Source organism: Congzhengia minquanensis, from assembly GCF_014384785.1.
Classification (GTDB): domain Bacteria; phylum Bacillota; class Clostridia; order UBA1381; family UBA9506; genus Congzhengia; species Congzhengia minquanensis.
Window position 1 is genome coordinate 124,653 of record NZ_JACRSU010000003.1, and the last position, 17,006, is coordinate 141,658.

The 17,006-nt window shown below is 45.2% G+C and carries 20 protein-coding genes and 1 riboswitch; of the genes, 9 read left to right on the forward strand and 11 right to left on the reverse strand.

The window, feature by feature from the left end:
- Positions 1–175: 175 nt before the first annotated feature.
- Positions 176–1,498, reverse strand: a complete 1,323-nt coding sequence (gene melA / locus H8698_RS08370) for an alpha-galactosidase (protein WP_249312780.1) — start codon at positions 1,496–1,498, stop codon at positions 176–178.
- Positions 1,499–1,623: 125 nt separating this feature from the next.
- Here melA and H8698_RS08375 point away from each other — a divergent pair, with 125 nt between their 5' ends.
- Positions 1,624–2,457: a helix-turn-helix domain-containing protein gene (locus H8698_RS08375; RefSeq protein ID WP_249312781.1), complete on the forward strand. Its 834-nt coding sequence runs from the start codon at positions 1,624–1,626 to the stop codon at positions 2,455–2,457.
- Between the two features lie 39 nt (positions 2,458–2,496).
- On the opposite strand, the gene H8698_RS08380 is transcribed toward H8698_RS08375, so the two are convergent.
- From H8698_RS08380 to H8698_RS08390, 3 genes are all read right to left on the reverse strand, one after another.
- Positions 2,497–2,832, reverse strand: a complete 336-nt coding sequence (locus H8698_RS08380) for a hypothetical protein (RefSeq protein ID WP_249312782.1) — start codon at positions 2,830–2,832, stop codon at positions 2,497–2,499.
- Positions 2,833–2,847: 15 nt separating this feature from the next.
- Positions 2,848–3,597, reverse strand: coding sequence for a polysaccharide deacetylase family protein (locus H8698_RS08385; RefSeq protein WP_249312783.1), 750 nt, complete (start codon positions 3,595–3,597; stop codon positions 2,848–2,850).
- 123 nt (positions 3,598–3,720) lie between these two features.
- Entirely contained in the window at positions 3,721–4,944 is a 1,224-nt protein-coding gene (locus H8698_RS08390; protein ID WP_177677360.1) for an argininosuccinate synthase, read from the reverse strand.
- 275 nt (positions 4,945–5,219) lie between these two features.
- Between H8698_RS08390 and H8698_RS08395 the strand changes: the two genes are divergently transcribed.
- From H8698_RS08395 to H8698_RS08405, 3 genes are read left to right on the forward strand one after another with little or no spacing between them, the layout of a single operon-like run.
- Positions 5,220–7,001 carry a serpin family protein gene (locus tag H8698_RS08395; protein ID WP_249312784.1) on the forward strand — a complete coding sequence of 594 codons (1,782 nt, stop codon included), beginning with the start codon at positions 5,220–5,222 and terminating at the stop codon, positions 6,999–7,001.
- Positions 7,002–7,028: 27 nt separating this feature from the next.
- Positions 7,029–7,844 (forward strand): AraC family transcriptional regulator, encoded by an 816-nt coding sequence (locus H8698_RS08400; protein ID WP_249312785.1) that lies wholly within the window; start codon positions 7,029–7,031, stop codon positions 7,842–7,844.
- A 13-nt stretch (positions 7,845–7,857) separates the two neighbouring features.
- Positions 7,858–8,658, forward strand: coding sequence for a Cof-type HAD-IIB family hydrolase (locus tag H8698_RS08405; protein WP_249312786.1), 801 nt, complete (start codon positions 7,858–7,860; stop codon positions 8,656–8,658).
- Between the two features lie 32 nt (positions 8,659–8,690).
- Here H8698_RS08405 and H8698_RS08410 read toward each other — a convergent pair whose 3' ends face one another.
- From H8698_RS08410 to H8698_RS08420, 3 genes are read right to left on the reverse strand one after another with little or no spacing between them, the layout of a single operon-like run.
- Positions 8,691–10,043 carry a hypothetical protein gene (locus tag H8698_RS08410; protein WP_249312787.1) on the reverse strand — a complete coding sequence of 451 codons (1,353 nt, stop codon included), beginning with the start codon at positions 10,041–10,043 and terminating at the stop codon, positions 8,691–8,693.
- A 12-nt stretch (positions 10,044–10,055) separates the two neighbouring features.
- The gene (rlmH, locus tag H8698_RS08415) at positions 10,056–10,535 is read right to left on the reverse strand and encodes a 23S rRNA (pseudouridine(1915)-N(3))-methyltransferase RlmH (RefSeq protein WP_249312788.1); all 480 of its coding nucleotides are present in this window, start codon (positions 10,533–10,535) and stop codon (positions 10,056–10,058) included.
- Positions 10,532–11,317, reverse strand: a complete 786-nt coding sequence (locus H8698_RS08420) for an MBL fold metallo-hydrolase (RefSeq protein WP_249312789.1) — start codon at positions 11,315–11,317, stop codon at positions 10,532–10,534. Before H8698_RS08420 ends, rlmH begins: the two co-directional genes overlap by 4 nt.
- Positions 11,318–11,534: 217 nt before the next feature.
- Here H8698_RS08420 and H8698_RS08425 point away from each other — a divergent pair, with 217 nt between their 5' ends.
- Together H8698_RS08425 and H8698_RS08430 are read left to right on the forward strand one after the other, a co-directional pair.
- Positions 11,535–12,026, forward strand: coding sequence for a CarD family transcriptional regulator (locus H8698_RS08425; protein WP_177680170.1), 492 nt, complete (start codon positions 11,535–11,537; stop codon positions 12,024–12,026).
- A gap of 22 nt (positions 12,027–12,048) precedes the next feature.
- Entirely contained in the window at positions 12,049–12,408 is a 360-nt protein-coding gene (locus H8698_RS08430; protein WP_177680169.1) for a cell division protein ZapA, read from the forward strand.
- 98 nt (positions 12,409–12,506) lie between these two features.
- Here the strand turns inward: H8698_RS08430 and H8698_RS08435 are convergent, their stop codons facing one another.
- Complete coding sequence (locus tag H8698_RS08435) at positions 12,507–12,794, reverse strand: DUF6809 family protein (protein ID WP_249312790.1); 288 nt, start codon at positions 12,792–12,794, stop codon at positions 12,507–12,509.
- A gap of 189 nt (positions 12,795–12,983) precedes the next feature.
- On the opposite strand from H8698_RS08435, the gene H8698_RS13405 reads away from it, so the two are divergent.
- Together H8698_RS13405 and H8698_RS08445 are read left to right on the forward strand one after the other, a co-directional pair.
- Complete coding sequence (locus H8698_RS13405) at positions 12,984–13,214, forward strand: helix-turn-helix domain-containing protein (protein ID WP_249312791.1); 231 nt, start codon at positions 12,984–12,986, stop codon at positions 13,212–13,214.
- Between the two features lie 64 nt (positions 13,215–13,278).
- Positions 13,279–13,473, forward strand: a complete 195-nt coding sequence (locus tag H8698_RS08445; protein ID WP_249312792.1) for a helix-turn-helix domain-containing protein — start codon at positions 13,279–13,281, stop codon at positions 13,471–13,473.
- 37 nt (positions 13,474–13,510) lie between these two features.
- On the opposite strand, the gene dapB is transcribed toward H8698_RS08445, so the two are convergent.
- From dapB to H8698_RS08460, 3 genes are read right to left on the reverse strand one after another with little or no spacing between them, the layout of a single operon-like run.
- Positions 13,511–14,269, reverse strand: a complete 759-nt coding sequence (gene dapB, locus H8698_RS08450; RefSeq protein WP_249312793.1) for a 4-hydroxy-tetrahydrodipicolinate reductase — start codon at positions 14,267–14,269, stop codon at positions 13,511–13,513.
- Between the two features lie 12 nt (positions 14,270–14,281).
- Positions 14,282–15,166 (reverse strand): 4-hydroxy-tetrahydrodipicolinate synthase, encoded by an 885-nt coding sequence (gene dapA, locus H8698_RS08455; protein ID WP_249312794.1) that lies wholly within the window; start codon positions 15,164–15,166, stop codon positions 14,282–14,284.
- Positions 15,167–15,185: 19 nt separating this feature from the next.
- Positions 15,186–16,190: an aspartate-semialdehyde dehydrogenase gene (locus H8698_RS08460; RefSeq protein WP_249312795.1), complete on the reverse strand. Its 1,005-nt coding sequence runs from the start codon at positions 16,188–16,190 to the stop codon at positions 15,186–15,188.
- Between the two features lie 95 nt (positions 16,191–16,285).
- Positions 16,286–16,467, reverse strand: a riboswitch (Lysine riboswitch).
- A 153-nt stretch (positions 16,468–16,620) separates the two neighbouring features.
- On the opposite strand from H8698_RS08460, the gene yajC reads away from it, so the two are divergent.
- A complete protein-coding gene (gene yajC, locus H8698_RS08465) occupies positions 16,621–16,998 on the forward strand; it encodes a preprotein translocase subunit YajC (protein WP_249312796.1) in 378 nt (125 codons plus the stop codon).
- Positions 16,999–17,006: the final 8 nt, after the last annotated feature.

Below are 17,006 nucleotides of genomic sequence, written 5' to 3' on the forward strand. Positions count from 1 at the left end.
AATATAATTGCAGAATAGATTACTGTGATAATAATTTTTATTGGAATTATTAGAGTTCATATTTAGATAGATTTATAAAATGGCATATAAATGAAAATTAAAAAATGTCTGAAAAAGCATTTTTCAGACATTTTTCATTGATTGGCAAAACAGATTATTCCGCCTGTAACATATTTTATTGATAGTCGCCCAAATAAGTTTTGTTTGCTTCAAACAGTTTGTCTGTCATCTGCTTAATTTCATCTAACGAGCACACGGCGCTTGTTAAAGGATCCATGCAAACCGCCTGAAAAACCTTGCGCCTGTTTTTCTCCATTGCAGCTTCAACTACCAGGTTTTCCAAACGGGCGGTGGTGTTCACCAAAATTGCCAGATGGGCCGGAAGATTGCCCACATAAGTTTTGTGGTAGCCGGCCCGGTCAGCAAGCACAGGAATTTCCACACACGCGTCGCTTGGAAGGTTGGGAATGCAGCCGTCGTTTATCACGTTTCCGTTAAATAGAAAAGGCGTGTGGTCGCCGATTCTGGCGTTAAAAATGTTTGCTGCATATTCTTCGCTTTTCTCCAATGAAATCTGATCCACCGGGTTCTCTTCAAGCCACTGGTCAATCTCGTCACGCCAGTGGCCCTCGCGCTCTAAGCGCAAATTTAGCGAAAAGGCATAAAGCCCGGGATTCCAGTTGGTGCTGTGGGTGCAATATGTTTCAATGAGATCCGGGCGCTTTCTAAACCATGGATTATATTCCGAGTTGTGGCCGGAGGATTCGGTTACATAATAATCTAAGTTTAAAAACATGTTATTTCTAACGATTTCCTTATTATAAAATTCTGTATTCTTTAATTTTTCACGCAGAAGCGGGTAAAGGTCTTTGCCGCCTCTTTGTAGCTTTAAGTAAAAGGCCTGGTGGTTCACACCGGCGCACAGATAGTCAATTTCCTCTTTCGGAACCTCAAGCCATTCGGCCAGCATTTTCACCGTGCCCTGCACACTGTGGCACAGACCGGTAACCTCCACGTCTGTGTAGGTCTGCATGGCCTTGCACAGCATAGACATGGGATTTGTGTAGTTTAAAAACACTGCGTTGGGACAATATTTTTTTATATCCCCGCAAATTTCCAGCATTAAGGGAATGTTTCTTAGCGCTCTGAAAATTCCGGAAACGCTTCGGGTGTCGCCCACGTTGATGTCCACCCCATATTTTTTGGGAATTTCAATGTCGTGCCGCCAAATGTCAATGCCGCCGTTAAACACGGTGCACAAAACACCGTCTGCTCCGGTTAACGCCTCTTCTCTGGATAAAGTTGTCGTAAGTTTTGCCGGTTTGTTCGATGCCGTTACAATTCTTTGGCAGCACTCACAAATTGCCTTAAGTCGCGCAGAGTCTGTGTCCATCAGGCAAAACTCCGCATCATGAAACGCCGGAAAGGTTAGAAGGTCGCGCACGATATTCCTTGTAAAAACAAAGCTTCCGGCGCCGATAAATGCAAATTTTTTCATGGTCGTCACCCCTTTTTTTATTTAACTGCATCATATCACAGGAAGATGAAAAAAACAATGGAGCATTTTGCTAAATACCTGGACAATTATGCTAAAATGATGTATACTGACCCTGAGGTGGTTTTATGGCAGACGAAAAACTTTATATTGGCGAACAGCAAGATAAATTTAACCAGACATCCTCTGAATATCTTCATGTAAACAGCTGCGGCATTCAGCGGACAATGGGTGCTCCATACCGGGTAATACGCAAAAACGGGCGGGTAGACTATCACATTTTATATCTTGTGACGGGAGAATGCCGCGCCTGTTACGGCGAAAAAATTTATGTGCTTTCCCCCGGCGGCTTTGTTTTCTACGAGCCGGGGCACAAACAAGATTATCAGTTTGGAAAGGGCATTGACACAACCTCGTTCTGGGTGCACTTTCATGGCACAGGGGCACCCTCTGCCGTTGCAGACTGCGGCATTTCGCCCGGCCCTCATTTGAGGGCCAAAAACAGCAGTGCGGAACACTTTTTTCAGCTGATGGTGAAAACGTTTTATCCCGGCGGCGAAATTTTTAAAACACGCCTGAACGGACTGCTGTTAATGCTGCTGTCTGAGCTGGGGGAAACAAAGAAGCAAGCCGCTGTTTTGGACAAAATTGCAGAGGCGGTAAGCTTTATCCATTTAAACTACTATCTTCCGATTGACATAAACATGCTAGCAAAAATGAGCAATTTGAGCCGTAGCAGGTTTTTGCATGTATTTAAAGAGCAAATGGGCACATCGCCGCTTCAGTATCAACAACGGTTTAAAATGGAAAAGGCCAAGGAGCTTCTTTCGGTTGGCAGCCTGTCCGTTTCCCAGGTGTCTGCCATGGTGGGATTTGATGACCCTTTTTATTTCAGCAGGGCGTTTAAAAACTGTGTCGGCATGCCCCCGTCTGCATTTCGGAAGAAACACGGTGAGAAATAAAAAAAAGCCGGAGCAAATCAGCTCCGGCAGAGGAAGGGGTTATCTTAAAATCGTTTGTGTTCTTCTGCCCGGCGCGTTTAATGACGGGCTGATGGTTTGGCCGCTTTGATTTGTGTTGGGAAACCCAGCATTTTGAGGAGCAGTTTGCATCTCGCTCTCTAAAACGGCTTCTCTTGCGTGCATAGGGTCTTTAAAAACGCGGATAAACAAAATGTTGTCAATGCACCCGGCGGTTAAATCACCGTTTACTTCTAAAACGATTGCATTTTCTGCAATTCCCACAATTTCGCCGATAACTTTTTCTTTCAGTCCTAAATTCGAGAAAATAATTTCTGCCGTACTGCCTACATTGCCACTTAAAAATCTGCGCATCACAATTTCCTTTCCTGGTTAATTTAGAATTTGTTTGCCTGAATGGTCTATGGTGTAATTGTCTTTATAAATCAGGTCTGAAGCTTTTACAAAGGTAAACCCATCGGCCTGAAGCTTTTCAATCACCTGCGGCAAAGCCTCCGGCGTGTTTTTTGCTCCGTTGTGAAACAGCATAATAGATCCGGGCTTCACCCGGTTGGTAACGCGGGCGGTGATGTCTGCCGCAGATAGATTTTTCCAGTCTAAACTGTCAACGTCCCACTGAAGCACAAACATGCTTTGGTTTTGCGCCTCTTTAATCACTGCGTTGTTATACTCGCCATAAGGTCCGCGGAACAAAATGGGGCGCGTGCCGGTTAAATTTTCTATTTTGTCATTGCATTTTGAAATTTCTTCTTTTATTTTTGTGTCGGAAAGCTGGTCAATGTGGGGGTGCGTGTCTGAATGGTTCATAATTTCGTGCCCCGCGTCATGAAATTTTTTTACTGATTCGGGATATTTTTCCACCCAGCTGCCCACCATGAAAAACGTAGCCGGCACGTTATATTTTTTTAAAATGTTAATTAAAACATCAGTATCGGCGTCGTCCCACGCGGCGTCGAAGGTGAGGGCACAAACCTTTTCGTTCCCTTTTTCCACACTGTAAATGGGCAAAAGCTTATCCCCGCCGTCATTCCACACGTCGGCGCTCTGCAGAGTGCCGATGGTAAGAATGCACACGGCGCAAAAAATCAGCGCCAGGTAAGACACCGCTCTTTTTTTGTTCATAACAAAAACTTTCATTTCTTCACACACCTTTTTTGAAAAGTAAAATAAAAATGTGCCATCAAATGACAGCACATTTTATCATTCGTATAGTTCATTTCTATTCGGTGCGGAAATGAATTATGCTTAATATTCTATTTTTCTTCCTGCCCTTTTGTCAAGCTTTGCTTTCACTGCAATGGGAAGGCCAAACAGGTTGATAAAGCCGGCAGAGTCCGCCTGGTTATAATCTTCGTCCTCGCCGAAGGAGGCCGTCAGCTCATCATAAAGCGTGTAGGGGCTTGTAACGCCTGCGTTTATGATGTTGCCCTTGTAAAGCTTTAGCTTTACATCGCCGGTAACGGTTTTCTGGGTTTCGTCAACAAAGGCGCAAATCGCCTTGCAAAGAGGCGTGAACCACTGGCCGTTGTAAACAATGTCCGCCATCTTCTGGCTTACCATTGCCTTAAAGTGCGTGGTTTCCTTGTCTAAGCAAATGGTTTCCAGCACTTCATGGGCGTGGTAAAGAATGGTGCCGCCTGGTGTTTCATACACGCCGCGGCTCTTCATGCCCACAAGCCTGTTTTCCACCACGTCGAAAATGCCAATGCCGTTTTTTCCGCCCAGTTCGTTCAACTTTTTAATCATTGAAACGCCGTCTAAGGCTTCGCCGTTTAACTTCACCGGAATGCCCTGTTCAAACGAAATGGTAACATAGGTGGGTTCGTCCGGCGCCTTTTCGGGGGAAACGCCCATCTCTAAAATTTTATCAAACATGGGCTCGTTGGCGGGGTCTTCTAAATCCAGCCCCTCGTGGGAGAGGTGCCAAAGGTTTTTATCCTTGGAATAGTTGGTTTCCCGGGTGATTTTTAAGGGAATATTGTGCGCCTCAGCATAATCAATTTCGTCATCACGGGATTTAATATCCCAAATACGCCAGGGGGCGATGATGTCTAAATCCGGGTCGAACGCTTTTATGCCCAGCTCAAAACGCACCTGGTCGTTGCCCTTACCGGTGCAGCCGTGGCAAATGGCGTCTGCGCCCTCTTTGTGGGCGATTTCTACCAGCCTTTTTGCAATGATGGGGCGGGCAAAAGACGTTCCCAAAAGATATCCCTCATATTTTGCGCCGGCCTTTAACGTGGGCCAGATAAAATCTTCTACAAATTCTTTATTTAAATCCTCTATGTAAAGTTTGCTAGCGCCGGTTTTTATGGCCTTTTCCTGCAATCCGTCCAGTTCGGTACCCTGTCCCACATCCGCTGCCACGGCAATTACTTCGCAGCCATAGTTTTCTTTCAGCCACGGAATAATAATTGAGGTGTCCAGTCCGCCGGAATATGCCAAAACCACTTTGTTGTATTGTTTCATTTTTTTTATTCTTCCTTTCAAGTTAAAAATCATTTTCTATTTATTATTATACAGTTTAAATTCAAATTGTCAAGGCTTTTTCCTGAGAAAATTGTATTTTTATGCATAATAACATGAATAATATGCATTTAAATTTACTGCTTGTGCATTTTTATGCAAATAATCATTCAGTTGCGTCTTTTTTTCTTTTGTGATAAAATAGTAATAATTTGGAACTTATTTTATTTCGTTTCGTCTAAATTAGAGTAATGAAAAAAATTTGGAGGTACATAAAAATGAAAAAGTTATTTGCTTTGTGTTTGGCAGCCGTTTTGCTGCTGTCGTTGAGCATCCCTTGTTTAGCGGCAGAAACCATGCTTGCCCGCGGGGAAATCCCGCCTTTAACAGTGAACAGCGTAGAGGCGGCGGGTTTAAAAACTTTGGGTATTTTAAAGGGAACGGATAGTGGTATGGAGTTAGATCGCAATGTAACCCGGGCGGAAGCGGTGATGTTGATTTGGCGAACCACAGGCACAGCGTTTAACGACATTGGCTATCTAGAGCCGTCTTTTTCCGACATTAGCGGCCACTGGGCGGAGGACGCAATTGAAAAGTTTTACCATGCTGGATTTGTAGACGGCACCAGTGAAACAACCTTTGAGCCGGACCGGTTTGTGACGGGTCAGGAGTTTGTGAAAATTCTGCTCACGGTGATGGGCTATGAGGGCGTAACGCTGGAAAACGCTTATGAAAAGGGCAAGGAAATAGACTTTTTATTAAACAACTTTACAAAAAGCGTGGTTTTTAACAACGAAACGCTTTTGCGCGGCGACACGGCCCGGCTGTGCTTCAATGCCCTTACAGCAAAATTGCCGGAGGGGAAAATGCTTTACAAAAAGCTCATTGAAAACGGGCTGTATGAAGAAAGTGATTTTGTAGGTGTGCTCCACGGCGGAAGCCCGGCGGCATATCAGGAAAATTTCGTGGATAAGCTAAACGCTCAAATGCCGAAGGACAAAAATTACATGTTTTCTCCCTTGTCAATTAAGATGGCTTTCGCTATGGCGGCAAACGGCGCAGGCGGAGAAACAAAATCGCAGATTTTAAACACCCTGGAAATTGATGACTTAAACGCTTATAACCAGAAATCAAAAGAACTGATTGCACACTACAATCAATCGGAGCTTTTAAAATTTAACGTGGCAAATTCTATTTGGATTAACAAAGACAGAATGTCCCTTGACTTTACCGAAACCTTTAAAAAAACGGTTCAGGAGTTTTATAACGCCGAGGCAAATTCGGTGACAAACGACACGGCGTTAGCGGCCATTAACGGCTGGGTGGACCAGCAGACCAACGGAAAAATTAAAGAGATTATTACAACGAACGAAATTGAAGCACTTTTGTTAAATGCAATTTATTTTAAAGGCACCTGGGAAAATGAATTTCATGAAAACGCTACGAAAAAAGATACATTTACCGACCGGAACGGACAGCAGTCCCAACTTGATTTTATGAACCGGACGGGCTATATGAAGTATTATAAAAACGATGATGTGGAGATTGTTGAACTGCCGTATAAAAACAGCGCGGCGCATTTAGATGAAAACGGCGAATATACAGGGGTTGACCGGTATGATTTTGACGTTTCCATGTATGCCGTAAAGGGAACTTACCGAGATGGGATACTGAAAGACTTAGCGGAAAACGAAAAGCTGAAATCGGAATTCGTAGCTTTAAGCATTCCCAAATTCAAAATTGAGTATGAAACAGAATTAAACAACTGCATGCAAAATTTGGGCATTAAAGACGCTTTTATTTATAAAACCGCCGATTTTGATCCAATGATTGAAAATGGTATGGGTGAATATTTTATTAAGGATTCTCTTCACAAAACCTATATTGAAATAGATGAAAAGGGTACCGAGGCCGCGGCGGTAACATCAATTGGAATGGCAGGATCTTCACTTCCACCGCAGCCGATCGACGTTAAATTCAACGAGCCATTCACCTTTGTAATTCGTGATAACATCAGCGGTGAAGTTTTGTTTTTGGGCGAATTCTCCTTTGCAAAATAAAGCCTATTTGAGAAAAGCGGTGGTTTCATGGAATTATTCCATCTGTTAGACATTTCAAAAAGCATCTCTGTTATGGAGGTGGGGAGACAGGAGTGTCCGCCGGGGCACGCTTGGTCGCTTTATCTGTTAGACCGCACGGTAATTCACTACGTTGAAAGCGGCAAGGGCACCTATGTTTGCAGCGGCAAGACCTTTCACCTAAAAAAAGGCGACGCATTTTACATCCCCACCCACACCCGGGGGCGCTATCAGGCGGATGAAGCCGACCCGTGGCGCTACACTTGGATTTATTTCGGCGGCAATACCGGCGATAAATTTTATGAGGATTTGGGACTATCAAAAGCAGCGCCCATTTACACTAGTAGCAATCCCGAGCTGGTGAATGAATCCATTGGCCGATTGGAGCAGCAGGCAGCGGCCGGCGGCACCTACGCCGTTATGAGCGGCCTATACAGCGTTCTGGACGCAATGACGGTACATAATAGCAATCAGGCGTTGGGTAAAAGGAAAAGCGGGGAGGAATATGTCGCTGCCTGCAAAAGCTACATTATGTCCAAAAGCTGTGAAAAAATAACTGTAAGTGATTTGTGCGGTCTGGTGAAAATTGATAGAACGTATCTTTACCGTTTGTTTCAAGAACACTTTAAAATGGGGCCGAAGGAATATATTTTAAAAACAAAACTGGATATGGCCAGCCAGCTGCTGACGGAAAGCCCGCTTTCTGTTTCCGAAGTGGCGGGATTGGTGGGATATGAAGACCCCTTTGCGTTTTCTAAACAGTTTAAACAGCATTTTGGGGTTTCGCCGAAAGAGTATGGCGCAAAACATAAAAATTTAAAATAAAGGAAGGTAACACATGAAACGGTTTGAGGGACTTGTGCTGTGCAGCGATGTAGACGGCACGCTGATTGACGAACATAACAGCGTTCCAAAAGAAAATTTAGAGGCAATTCAATATTTCAGGGCCCACGGAGGGAAATTTATCCTTGCCACAGGCCGAATTCCTGAGGCGGTTACGCCGGTTTTGCACGGAATTACGCTGGACTTCCCCTGCATCTGCCATAATGGGTGCAGCATCTACGATTTTTACACAAACCGTTATATCGACACGGTGGAGCTTCCGAAGGAGGCACATAAAGCCGCAGAGCAAGTTATGGAGCTGTCGCCGGACAGCGGCGTTGAGGTTATAACGCCTGAGGGCATTTTTGTGGTGAAGCAAACCTTCGCCACCGACAGGCACATTGCCTTTGAAAAAATTACAGCCCGGAGGGCGAACAGCTTAGAGGCGGTTCCCGCTCCATGGCTGAAAATTTTGTTTGCTCAGGAGCCGGACCAAACAGACCGTTTGAACGAACAAATGCGCAGCTCGGCCTATCATGCAAACTATACCATCATTAAAACGCACCAGTATTATTACGAAATATATCATAAAAACGCCAGCAAGGGAAACGCGCTTGAAACACTGTGCGCACGCTTTAACATCGACTTAAAAAATGTGGCGGCCATCGGCGACAATGAAAACGACCTCTCTATGCTTTTAAAAGCCGGCATTAGCGCCGCTGCCGGCAACGCTCCGGGCAGCGTTAAAACGAAGGCTGGAATTGTGACCTGCGCCAACAGCCAGGGTGCTGTGGCGGATTTCATTTCAAAATTATAAAAGAAGCCTGCCGCATTGGCAGGCTTCTTTGTTTATTCCACATATACCCTTTTTATCATTCCATACCCCGTGCCGCCTTTGGGCGTGGTTTTGGGATAATCGGGATTTACTTTCATGTGAACCTCGCGGGTGAGCAGATTCAAATCGGTTATAGCTGTCCCCGCAAAACGGATATTTTTTAAATAAATTTCGTCCGCCGAGCAAACTGCATCGGGGTCGAACACCTCGCCCCAGTCGTCAGGATTGTCAGACCCGTTTTTCCACACGGCAGAAAGCGGCCCTACGTTCATCAGCCGCAAATCAAGCTGCTCGCACTGTTGAACGGTGTTTTGAACGAAAATATCTTCTAAAAACAAATACCTGCAGTCGGCGCAAACTTCAAACAGCCCCTTAACAGGCAAGCCGTGAAATCCGGCAGATGTTGCCTTTGCAAAAGTAATGTTTTGAAACAACACGTTTTCAACTTTTCCCACAGAGCCGGACACGTCATTAGCCCCTGTTTCAGCATTGGCAATGTTGGGCTGGGCATAGAGCTTAAAGGTATAAATGCCGGAAAGGTTTTCAATTACGCAGTTTCGAATGTCGCAGTCTGCCGCAGTTCCGTCATCAAACAGCTTTTGCCCGGGCAGAAGGCGAAACTCGTTGCCGCTGCCTGCCACATCTTCCACCACCAAATGTTCAATGGTGCCGAAGGTTATGGCCGACGTGTTCCAGTCCCATGCATTTAAGGCCACCATGTCGTCGCCCATTTTTTCGCCGCGGATGCGGCGGATACAGCCAAACGCAGCCGGACCGTTTACATGCACGCCGTCTCTATGATTATCGTTAAAGTCAATATTTTCAATCATAAAATTTTTGCAGTTGCTTATCTGAATTCCATAGCTCGAATCGGTCAACCCTGCCGGGCCGCACAATTCAGAGTCGCAAATTACCATGTTTTTCAGCGCAATTTGCTCTACGCCGCAAAGAATGATTGCACCAATGGCGCCTTTTACTGACTCTTCCCTGTCGGTGTAACACTGCTGGTTTGTTCGAATGTGCCAAATACCGCCTTCAATGCTAATGTTTTTGTCGCGGCCGTTTTGGTCTGCCGGGCCATTTGCGCCGTCTTTTATGTGCTCGTTCCGCACAAGGCACATGTTTGATGTAGGACCTTGCAAAAAGACCTGTCGGCTATCCGCTTTCAAATGATTATTAGAGGAGAGCACAATGGGTTCGTCTAAAATAATGGGCTTGCCCAAATAGGGGATGGACACGTTGCAGTATTTATTTAGCGCTTGCTGAATGGCGTTCGCCGTAACTTCGCCGGAAACCTCGTGCCAGCCGCCGGTGATGCAGGGTTGTTCAATGCGGTTTAAAATTTCATTTTTTAAGATTCGGTTCATTTTTTAGTCCCCCTATTTATGATAGCTTTCGTTGTGATTAATTTTAAAGGCGCGGAAAATTTGCTCCAGCAAAATGACCCGCATCAGTTGGTGAGGAAAGGTCATTTTCGAAAACGATAGCTTTAAATTGCTTTTTGCCTTAATGTCGTGCATAAGCCCCAGGCTTCCGCCAATGACAAAGGTGAAGGTGGAGGCACCGCCGATACAGGCGTGGTTAAACGTTTCAGCAAATTCTTCGCTTGAGAGCTGCTTTCCCTCCACACAGAGTGAGATGAGCATGTCGGTGTTTTTCATCGCCGCCAAAATCCGCCCGCCCTCTTTTTTTAGAACCGCTTCGCGCTCGCTTTCTGAGGGCCTGTCGCTCATGGGTTCGTCAGGCACTTCAATAATATTTAGTTTGCAAAAGCGGGAAAGCCGTTTTTCAAATTCGGCGCAGGCTTTTTTTAAAAAGTCCTCTTTTATTTTTCCCACCGCAATGATGTTAATGTTCATATTGTCGCCTCAATCCAAAATTTTGGAATTACGTTTAAGGATACGTCGCACCCAACGGTAATGCCATTTTCCGCCAAAACGCGGCTTACGCAGGAATATGCCAAATCGGGCAGGTTGTTTTTATCGGACAAATGCCCCAGCCAAAAAGCCCTGGTGCCGCACTTAGCCAAAGCGGCGCAGAGCTGGCCGCACATATCGTTGGAAAGGTGCCCGCCCTCGCCTAAAATCCGCTTTTTTAACGGGTAGGGATATGGCCCGCGCCGGAGCATATCCACATCGTGGTTCGACTCCACAATCACCGTGTCGCAGCCGGTGAGGTTTTGCATAATCTCGTCGGTGATAATGCCCGAGTCGGTAGCAATTCCAAATTTCGATTCTCCGTCTGTTACGGTGTAGCTCACCGCCCCGTCTGCATCGTGGGGGATAGAAAAGGCGTGAACGGTCAGCGTATTAACGGTTATATCGTCACCCGGGGTAATTTCCCGGAGGTTGTGCTCGCGCACCATGCCGATTTGCCGCGCACCCTTTGCAAACGTTTCGGCAGTGGCATATAGCGGCAGGCCAAATTTTCTGGACAATGTCCCAGCTGCGGCAATGTGGTCGATATGGGCGTGGGTAATGAAAATACCGGAAAGGTGCGTGCCGTCGGTTCCGAGCCGGGAAAGGCACTTTTCAATGTAGCCTTTGGTCGCGCCGCAGTCGATTAATATATTTGTATGGTCGTCGGTGATAAACGTTGAATTGCCCGACGAGCTGCTTAAAAAAGATTGAAATTTAACCATTTTGACTCCATTTCTTTAAAATTTAACTCAATTTCTATTATACAGCGTTCCTAACTTCCTTGCAAGACAAAATACGCAGTTTTCCGACTTTTTTGCCAAGCTGGGCCATTTAAACCTTGACAGAATAGTAAAATTGTACTAAAATATAAGTAAGGGATATTATTTTTTTTTGCCAGAGGCTTTTTTTAAAAAAAGCCAAATGGGGAGGGTTTTTAAAATGGAATATAATATAGGGGATAAAATTGTTTATCCTATGCATGGCGCCGGTGTAATCGAGGCGATTGAAGACAGGGAGATCATGGGCGCAAAGCAGACATACTATATTATGCGTATGCCAATTGGGGATATGAAAGTTATGATACCCACCTGCAACGCGGACGAAATCGGAATTCGCGACGTGATTGACAAGGACGAGGCGGACAAGGTGATTGCAAGCTTTCGCTCCTGTTCAACCGAGATGGACTCTAACTGGAATAAACGCTACCGCGAAAACGTGGCGCGGATTAAAAGCGGCAACATTTATGAGGTTGTCCGCGTTGTGAAAAATTTGATGTTTCGGGAAAAAAGCCGCGGGCTTTCCACTGGGGAACGGAAAATGTTAAACGGCGCAAAACAGATTTTGGTCAGCGAGCTGGTGGTGGCGAAAGCCATTAAACAGAGCGAAGTTGAAAACATTATGAACGAAATTGTAAACGCAGAACTTACATAAAAACAGAATTTGGAGGGGCTGTATGGCGAACAAATTGCAGGTTAAAATTTGCGGACAGGAATACACCTTGGTTTCAGACGACAGCCGGGAATATATGCTGGAAATGGCGGACTATGTTGACCGGAAAATGGTTGCGGTGAAAAACCAGAACAACCGCCTGAGCACTTCTATGGCGGCTATTTTGGTCGCCCTAAACGTGGCGGACGACATGAAGCATGCCGAGGCCAAAGCCAAAGAAGCCTTAAACAGCCAGGCGGCGGAAATTGCCCTTTTAAAAAAGAAGCTGGACGAGTCTGCAAAGAAACTCGCAGAGCTGCAAACAAATTTGTCCGGCACGGCGGGTGCCCCGCGGCAGCAGCCAAGACAAGGCTCCAAAAAATAACAATTGGATATTTGACGCATCTGAAACGCGCGGCTTTCCCTTATAATAAATTTGTGCGCGTTTCGGGTGTCTTTTTTTTATTTGTCAGCCTTGTGTGACTACGACTTTTTTTCTGTGTGCAGACGGACACAATGTGCCTCCTCCATAATGGAGACCGCTAAGGAGAACCCATAGCGGAAGGCTTCTTGCTTTTCAAAGCGTGCCATGTGCAGGCAGACCACCATCATATCCCAATAAAAATCTACAAATTCTTTGCCCAAAGTTTCTGCCCATTGATTGAGCATTTCATCTACCAGCTTGTCCTTTTTCCAATATTCTATGTCGTGCGGTTCAATGTTGTGGGCTGGGTCTAAGTCTCCGTTGAACAGTTGTTCTAAAATATTCAATAAAAATCACCCTTTGTTGACAAGGTTTTCCCCAAATGGTATAATGAAGTCACCACAACCAATTTTATCATTCGGGGACGTTTAACCCTTTTTACAATTATATTATATTCGCCTTTGTACGAAAAGTCAAGTAAAATTTCGCCGTTCGGCGAAATTTGGCAATTTAACCAAAAAAGGAGTTGAATAATTGTGTATGATGCACAAATATGTCTTAAAAGAATTCAAGTTATGCGGAACAAAAAGGGATTTCGTTTTAATGATGCTATGTTGAAAGATGCAAATATGAGCCCAACTGCAATTGATAATATTCGACGCGGGAAAACACCATCAATTGAAAAACTGATGTGTCTTGCTAAATATTTTAATTGCTCAATAGATTATTTAGTTGGGCTGACAGATAATCCTGAGGTTAACCGTTAATATAAAGGAGATAAGAAGTATCAAAATGTATAGTGCACAAGTTTGTCTGGAAAGAATTCGTATTATGCAGAAAAAGAAAGGATTTCGCTATGTTAGCACAATGCTGAGAGATGCAGATATTCCCGTTTCGACAATTGATAATATTAAGCAGGGGAAAAGACCGTCAATTGACAGAATAATGGAACTCGCTGATTATTTTGATTGCTCCATTGATTACCTGGTAGGGCGGACGGACAATCCTGATATGAACCGTAAATAAAAAAGCAGGGCACAAGCCCTGCTTTTTTTTATTTCAACTATACTAAATCAGAAAACAAATCGTCCATAGAATAGAATCCAACGGATTTTTTGCTTAAGAATTTTGCCGCGCGCACCGCGCCCTGTGCAAACACATCTCTCGACTGGGCGCTGTGGGAGAGGCTAATCACCTCGTCAGGCCCGGCAAACAACACTTCATGCTCGCCGACAATTGTGCCGCCGCGCACCGCGTGCAGGCCAATTTCCTGCTTTTCCCGCGGCTTTCTTACGCTGTGCCGCTCATAAACATATTCCGGCTTGTTCGAAAGGCTTTCCGCAATTCCGTCGGCAATGGCAAGCGCCGTGCCACTGGGCGCGTCAATCTTTTTGTTGTGGTGCTTTTCAATAATTTCAATGTCAAAGCTGCCTTCTAAAATTTTCGCGGCCTGCTTCGCCAGCCGAATTAACAAATTAATTCCTAACGACATGTTGGCCGAGAAAAACACCGGAATAATTTTTGAAGCGTCAGAAAGCTCCTTTTTCTGGTCTTCGGTCAGCCCTGTGGTTGCCACAACAATGGGCAGGTCGTTTCTTTTGGCAAAGCTTAACAGCTTATTTAAGTTCGCCGGGTGGGAAAAATCAATAATCACATCAGCGTCAACCGACACCGAAGCATAGTCGCTGTAAACAGGATAGCCGCAGTCGCCGCCGGCAATATCGAAGCCGCAGACAATCTCCGCATCCTCTGTTTCCGCCACAATGGCGGATATGGCCTTTCCCATACGGCCCATACAGCCGCTTAAAATAATTTTCGCCATTCGCCGCGCCTCCTAAATTAAGCCGCGGTCTGCCATAGCAGATTTCAGCTTTACAAGGTTTGCGTCGTCCATTTCGCACAGCGGCAGGCGCAGCGGGCCGGCGTTAAAGCCCATCAGGTTCATTGCGGTTTTTACCGGAATGGGGTTCACTTCGCAGAATAGCGCGTGAATTAAGTCTAAATATTCCATTTGCAGCGCTAAGCTGCCTTTCATGTCGCCGTCAAAAAATTTCTGGCACAGGTCGTGGGTTTCTTTCGGCGCAATGTTCGACAAAACGGAAATAACGCCCTTACCGCCTAAAGAAAGCAGGGGAACAACCATGTCGTCGTTGCCGGAATAAACGTCTAACTCGGGGCAGGTGTGCACCAAATCGGTTAAATATTCAATTGAGCCGCTGGCTTCTTTTACACCAACAATCCGTTCGTCTTTTGCAAGCTCTTTTAATGTGTCCAACTTGAACTGCATGCCTGTCCTGCCGGGGATATTATACAAAATAATCGGCAGGTTCACTTTTTCCAACACCTTGTCAAAGTGCATCATCAGGCCTTTTTGTGTACATTTGTTGTAGTAGGGCGTTACGATTAAAAGCCCGTCGGCACCTAAATTTTGAGCCTCCTGGCTCAGCTCCACGCAATGCGCCGTGTCGTTGCTGCCCGTTCCTGCAATAATTGGAATTCTGCCGGCTGTTTTTTTCACGGCAAATTCAATCACGCTCAGGTGCTCTTTGTCCGGCATGGTGGCCGCTTCGCCTGTGGTGCCGCAAATAATGAGCGCGTCAACGCTGTTTTCAATTTGAAATTCTATAATATTGCCCAGTGCATCAAAGTTCACGCCGTTTTCCGTAAACGGGGTAATCAGCGCGGTGCCGGCACCGGTAAAAAGTGTTTTTTTGCTCATATGAACCCTCCTAAACGAATTAAAGCTCGCCGTTTGCTTCCATTTCAATAAATTTCTGGGCGATTTGAACCGCATTGGTTGCCGCGCCCTTTCTGATATTGTCGGCAACAACCCAAAGGTTTACGCCGTTATCAATGCTTTCGTCCCGGCGAATTCTGCCCACATAGGTTTCGTTTGTGCCTGCTGCCGTGCATGCCATAGGATAAATACAGTTGTCTATATCGTCCTGCACCACTAAACCCGGAGCGGCCTCTAAGCACGCTCTTAACTCTTCTAAATCAAAGGGCTTTTTCAGTTCCACGTTAATGGCTTCGCTGTGACAGTCGAACACAGGAACGCGGACGGTGGTAGCCGTAATTTTCATTTCGTCGTCGCCCAAAATCTTTCTGGTTTCGTTCACCATTTTCATTTCCTCTTTGGTATAGCCGTTGGGCAGGAACACGTCAATCTGCGGCAGGCAGTTTGAGAAAATGGGGTGGTTAAACTTTTGCGGAGGCTCGCCGTTAATGCCGTTTTTTAAATCGTTATAGCCGCCGAGACCAGCGCCGGAAACGGCCTGATAGGTAGAATATACAATCCGCTTAATGCCATATTTCAACTGAAGCGGACGCAGCGCCACCATTGCCTGAATGGTGGAGCAGTTGGGGTTTGCAATGATTCCCTTATGTTTTTTAATATCTTCAGGATTTACCTCAGGCACAACCAGGGGCACCTCAGGGTCCATGCGCCACGCGCTGGAGTTATCTATCACCAAACATCCTTTTGAAGCCGCAATGGGCGCAAATTTTTCGCTGGTGGCGCCGCCTGCGGAAAACAGTGCAATGTCCATTCCATCAAAGGAATTTTCGTTCAATTCTTTCACTTCATATTCTTTGCCCATGAGGGTAAGCTTTTTGCCTGCGCTGCGTTTCGAAGCGTACAGCGTATAGCTTTCGGCGGGGAGCTTCACTTCTTCCAAAACCTTCAAAAACGTTCTTCCAACCATGCCCGTTGCGCCGACAACGGCAATGTTATACTTTTTCATTATATTAAAAACCTCCTGTAAAAAATTCGTGCTTTACTATAAAAAAACCAAACTTCAAAATAGAAGTCTGGCGTTATCAACATTAAATCAATTTTAATGCAGATAGCACTCCACCGCGTAATCACACGGTGACAGTTGCATGGCTGTTCGCCATACACCCAAAAACGGCCCTGCGAACAAACCGCTTTTTCGGCACTTTTTCCTTTCGACCCGAATTCACAGAAAAATTCGCGTTCTCCCTCGGGCTACTGATAAAAAGTGCACCTCTATCAACATACTCATAGTATCATTAATTTCAGCCGTTGTCAACAGCATTTTAAATAAATTATGAAATTTTTTCAAAAACACCTTGATTAAAGCACAAATAGCATGTATAATTATATAGAAATATCAAAAACATATTGGTAAATATTGAAAGGAGAATTATTTCATGGAGAACGCTGGTATGGGTGGATGGATGGGAACCATCCTTTGGCTCGTTATCATGATTGGTCTTTTTTATTTTATGCTGATTAGACCGCAGAAGAAAAAGGAAAAGGAAACAAAGGCAATGCTGGAGGCCGTTAAGGTGGGCGACAGTGTTACTACAATCGGCGGTATTGTCGGCAAAATTTTAAAAATTAAGGATGATAAGGTTTGCATCGAAATCGGTGACAGAACGCACAAGCACCCAATGACGATTAAGCGTGAAGCAATCGCAACGGTTGTGCCCTGCACAAAAAGTCCTAAAAAACAAAAGATAGAAGAAATTCCGGAAGACATTGACGATGCAGATGATACGGAAACAGAAACCAATTCGGAAGAATAATTTTTTTT

Coding starts and splice junctions, on each gene's coding strand:
- melA (WP_249312780.1), bottom strand. CDS start 1,498: ATGAAAAAATTTGCATTTATCGGCGCCGGAAGCTTTGTTTTTACAAGG.
- H8698_RS08375 (WP_249312781.1), top strand. CDS start 1,624: ATGGCAGACGAAAAACTTTATATTGGCGAACAGCAAGATAAATTTAAC.
- H8698_RS08385 (WP_249312783.1), bottom strand. CDS start 3,597: ATGAACAAAAAAAGAGCGGTGTCTTACCTGGCGCTGATTTTTTGCGCC.
- H8698_RS08390 (WP_177677360.1), bottom strand. CDS start 4,944: ATGAAACAATACAACAAAGTGGTTTTGGCATATTCCGGCGGACTGGAC.
- H8698_RS08395 (WP_249312784.1), top strand. CDS start 5,220: ATGAAAAAGTTATTTGCTTTGTGTTTGGCAGCCGTTTTGCTGCTGTCG.
- H8698_RS08400 (WP_249312785.1), top strand. CDS start 7,029: ATGGAATTATTCCATCTGTTAGACATTTCAAAAAGCATCTCTGTTATG.
- H8698_RS08405 (WP_249312786.1), top strand. CDS start 7,858: ATGAAACGGTTTGAGGGACTTGTGCTGTGCAGCGATGTAGACGGCACG.
- H8698_RS08410 (WP_249312787.1), bottom strand. CDS start 10,043: ATGAACCGAATCTTAAAAAATGAAATTTTAAACCGCATTGAACAACCC.
- rlmH (WP_249312788.1), bottom strand. CDS start 10,535: ATGAACATTAACATCATTGCGGTGGGAAAAATAAAAGAGGACTTTTTA.
- H8698_RS08420 (WP_249312789.1), bottom strand. CDS start 11,317: ATGGTTAAATTTCAATCTTTTTTAAGCAGCTCGTCGGGCAATTCAACG.
- H8698_RS08425 (WP_177680170.1), top strand. CDS start 11,535: ATGGAATATAATATAGGGGATAAAATTGTTTATCCTATGCATGGCGCC.
- H8698_RS08430 (WP_177680169.1), top strand. CDS start 12,049: ATGGCGAACAAATTGCAGGTTAAAATTTGCGGACAGGAATACACCTTG.
- H8698_RS08445 (WP_249312792.1), top strand. CDS start 13,279: ATGCAGAAAAAGAAAGGATTTCGCTATGTTAGCACAATGCTGAGAGAT.
- dapB (WP_249312793.1), bottom strand. CDS start 14,269: ATGGCGAAAATTATTTTAAGCGGCTGTATGGGCCGTATGGGAAAGGCC.
- dapA (WP_249312794.1), bottom strand. CDS start 15,166: ATGAGCAAAAAAACACTTTTTACCGGTGCCGGCACCGCGCTGATTACC.
- H8698_RS08460 (WP_249312795.1), bottom strand. CDS start 16,190: ATGAAAAAGTATAACATTGCCGTTGTCGGCGCAACGGGCATGGTTGGA.
- yajC (WP_249312796.1), top strand. CDS start 16,621: ATGGAGAACGCTGGTATGGGTGGATGGATGGGAACCATCCTTTGGCTC.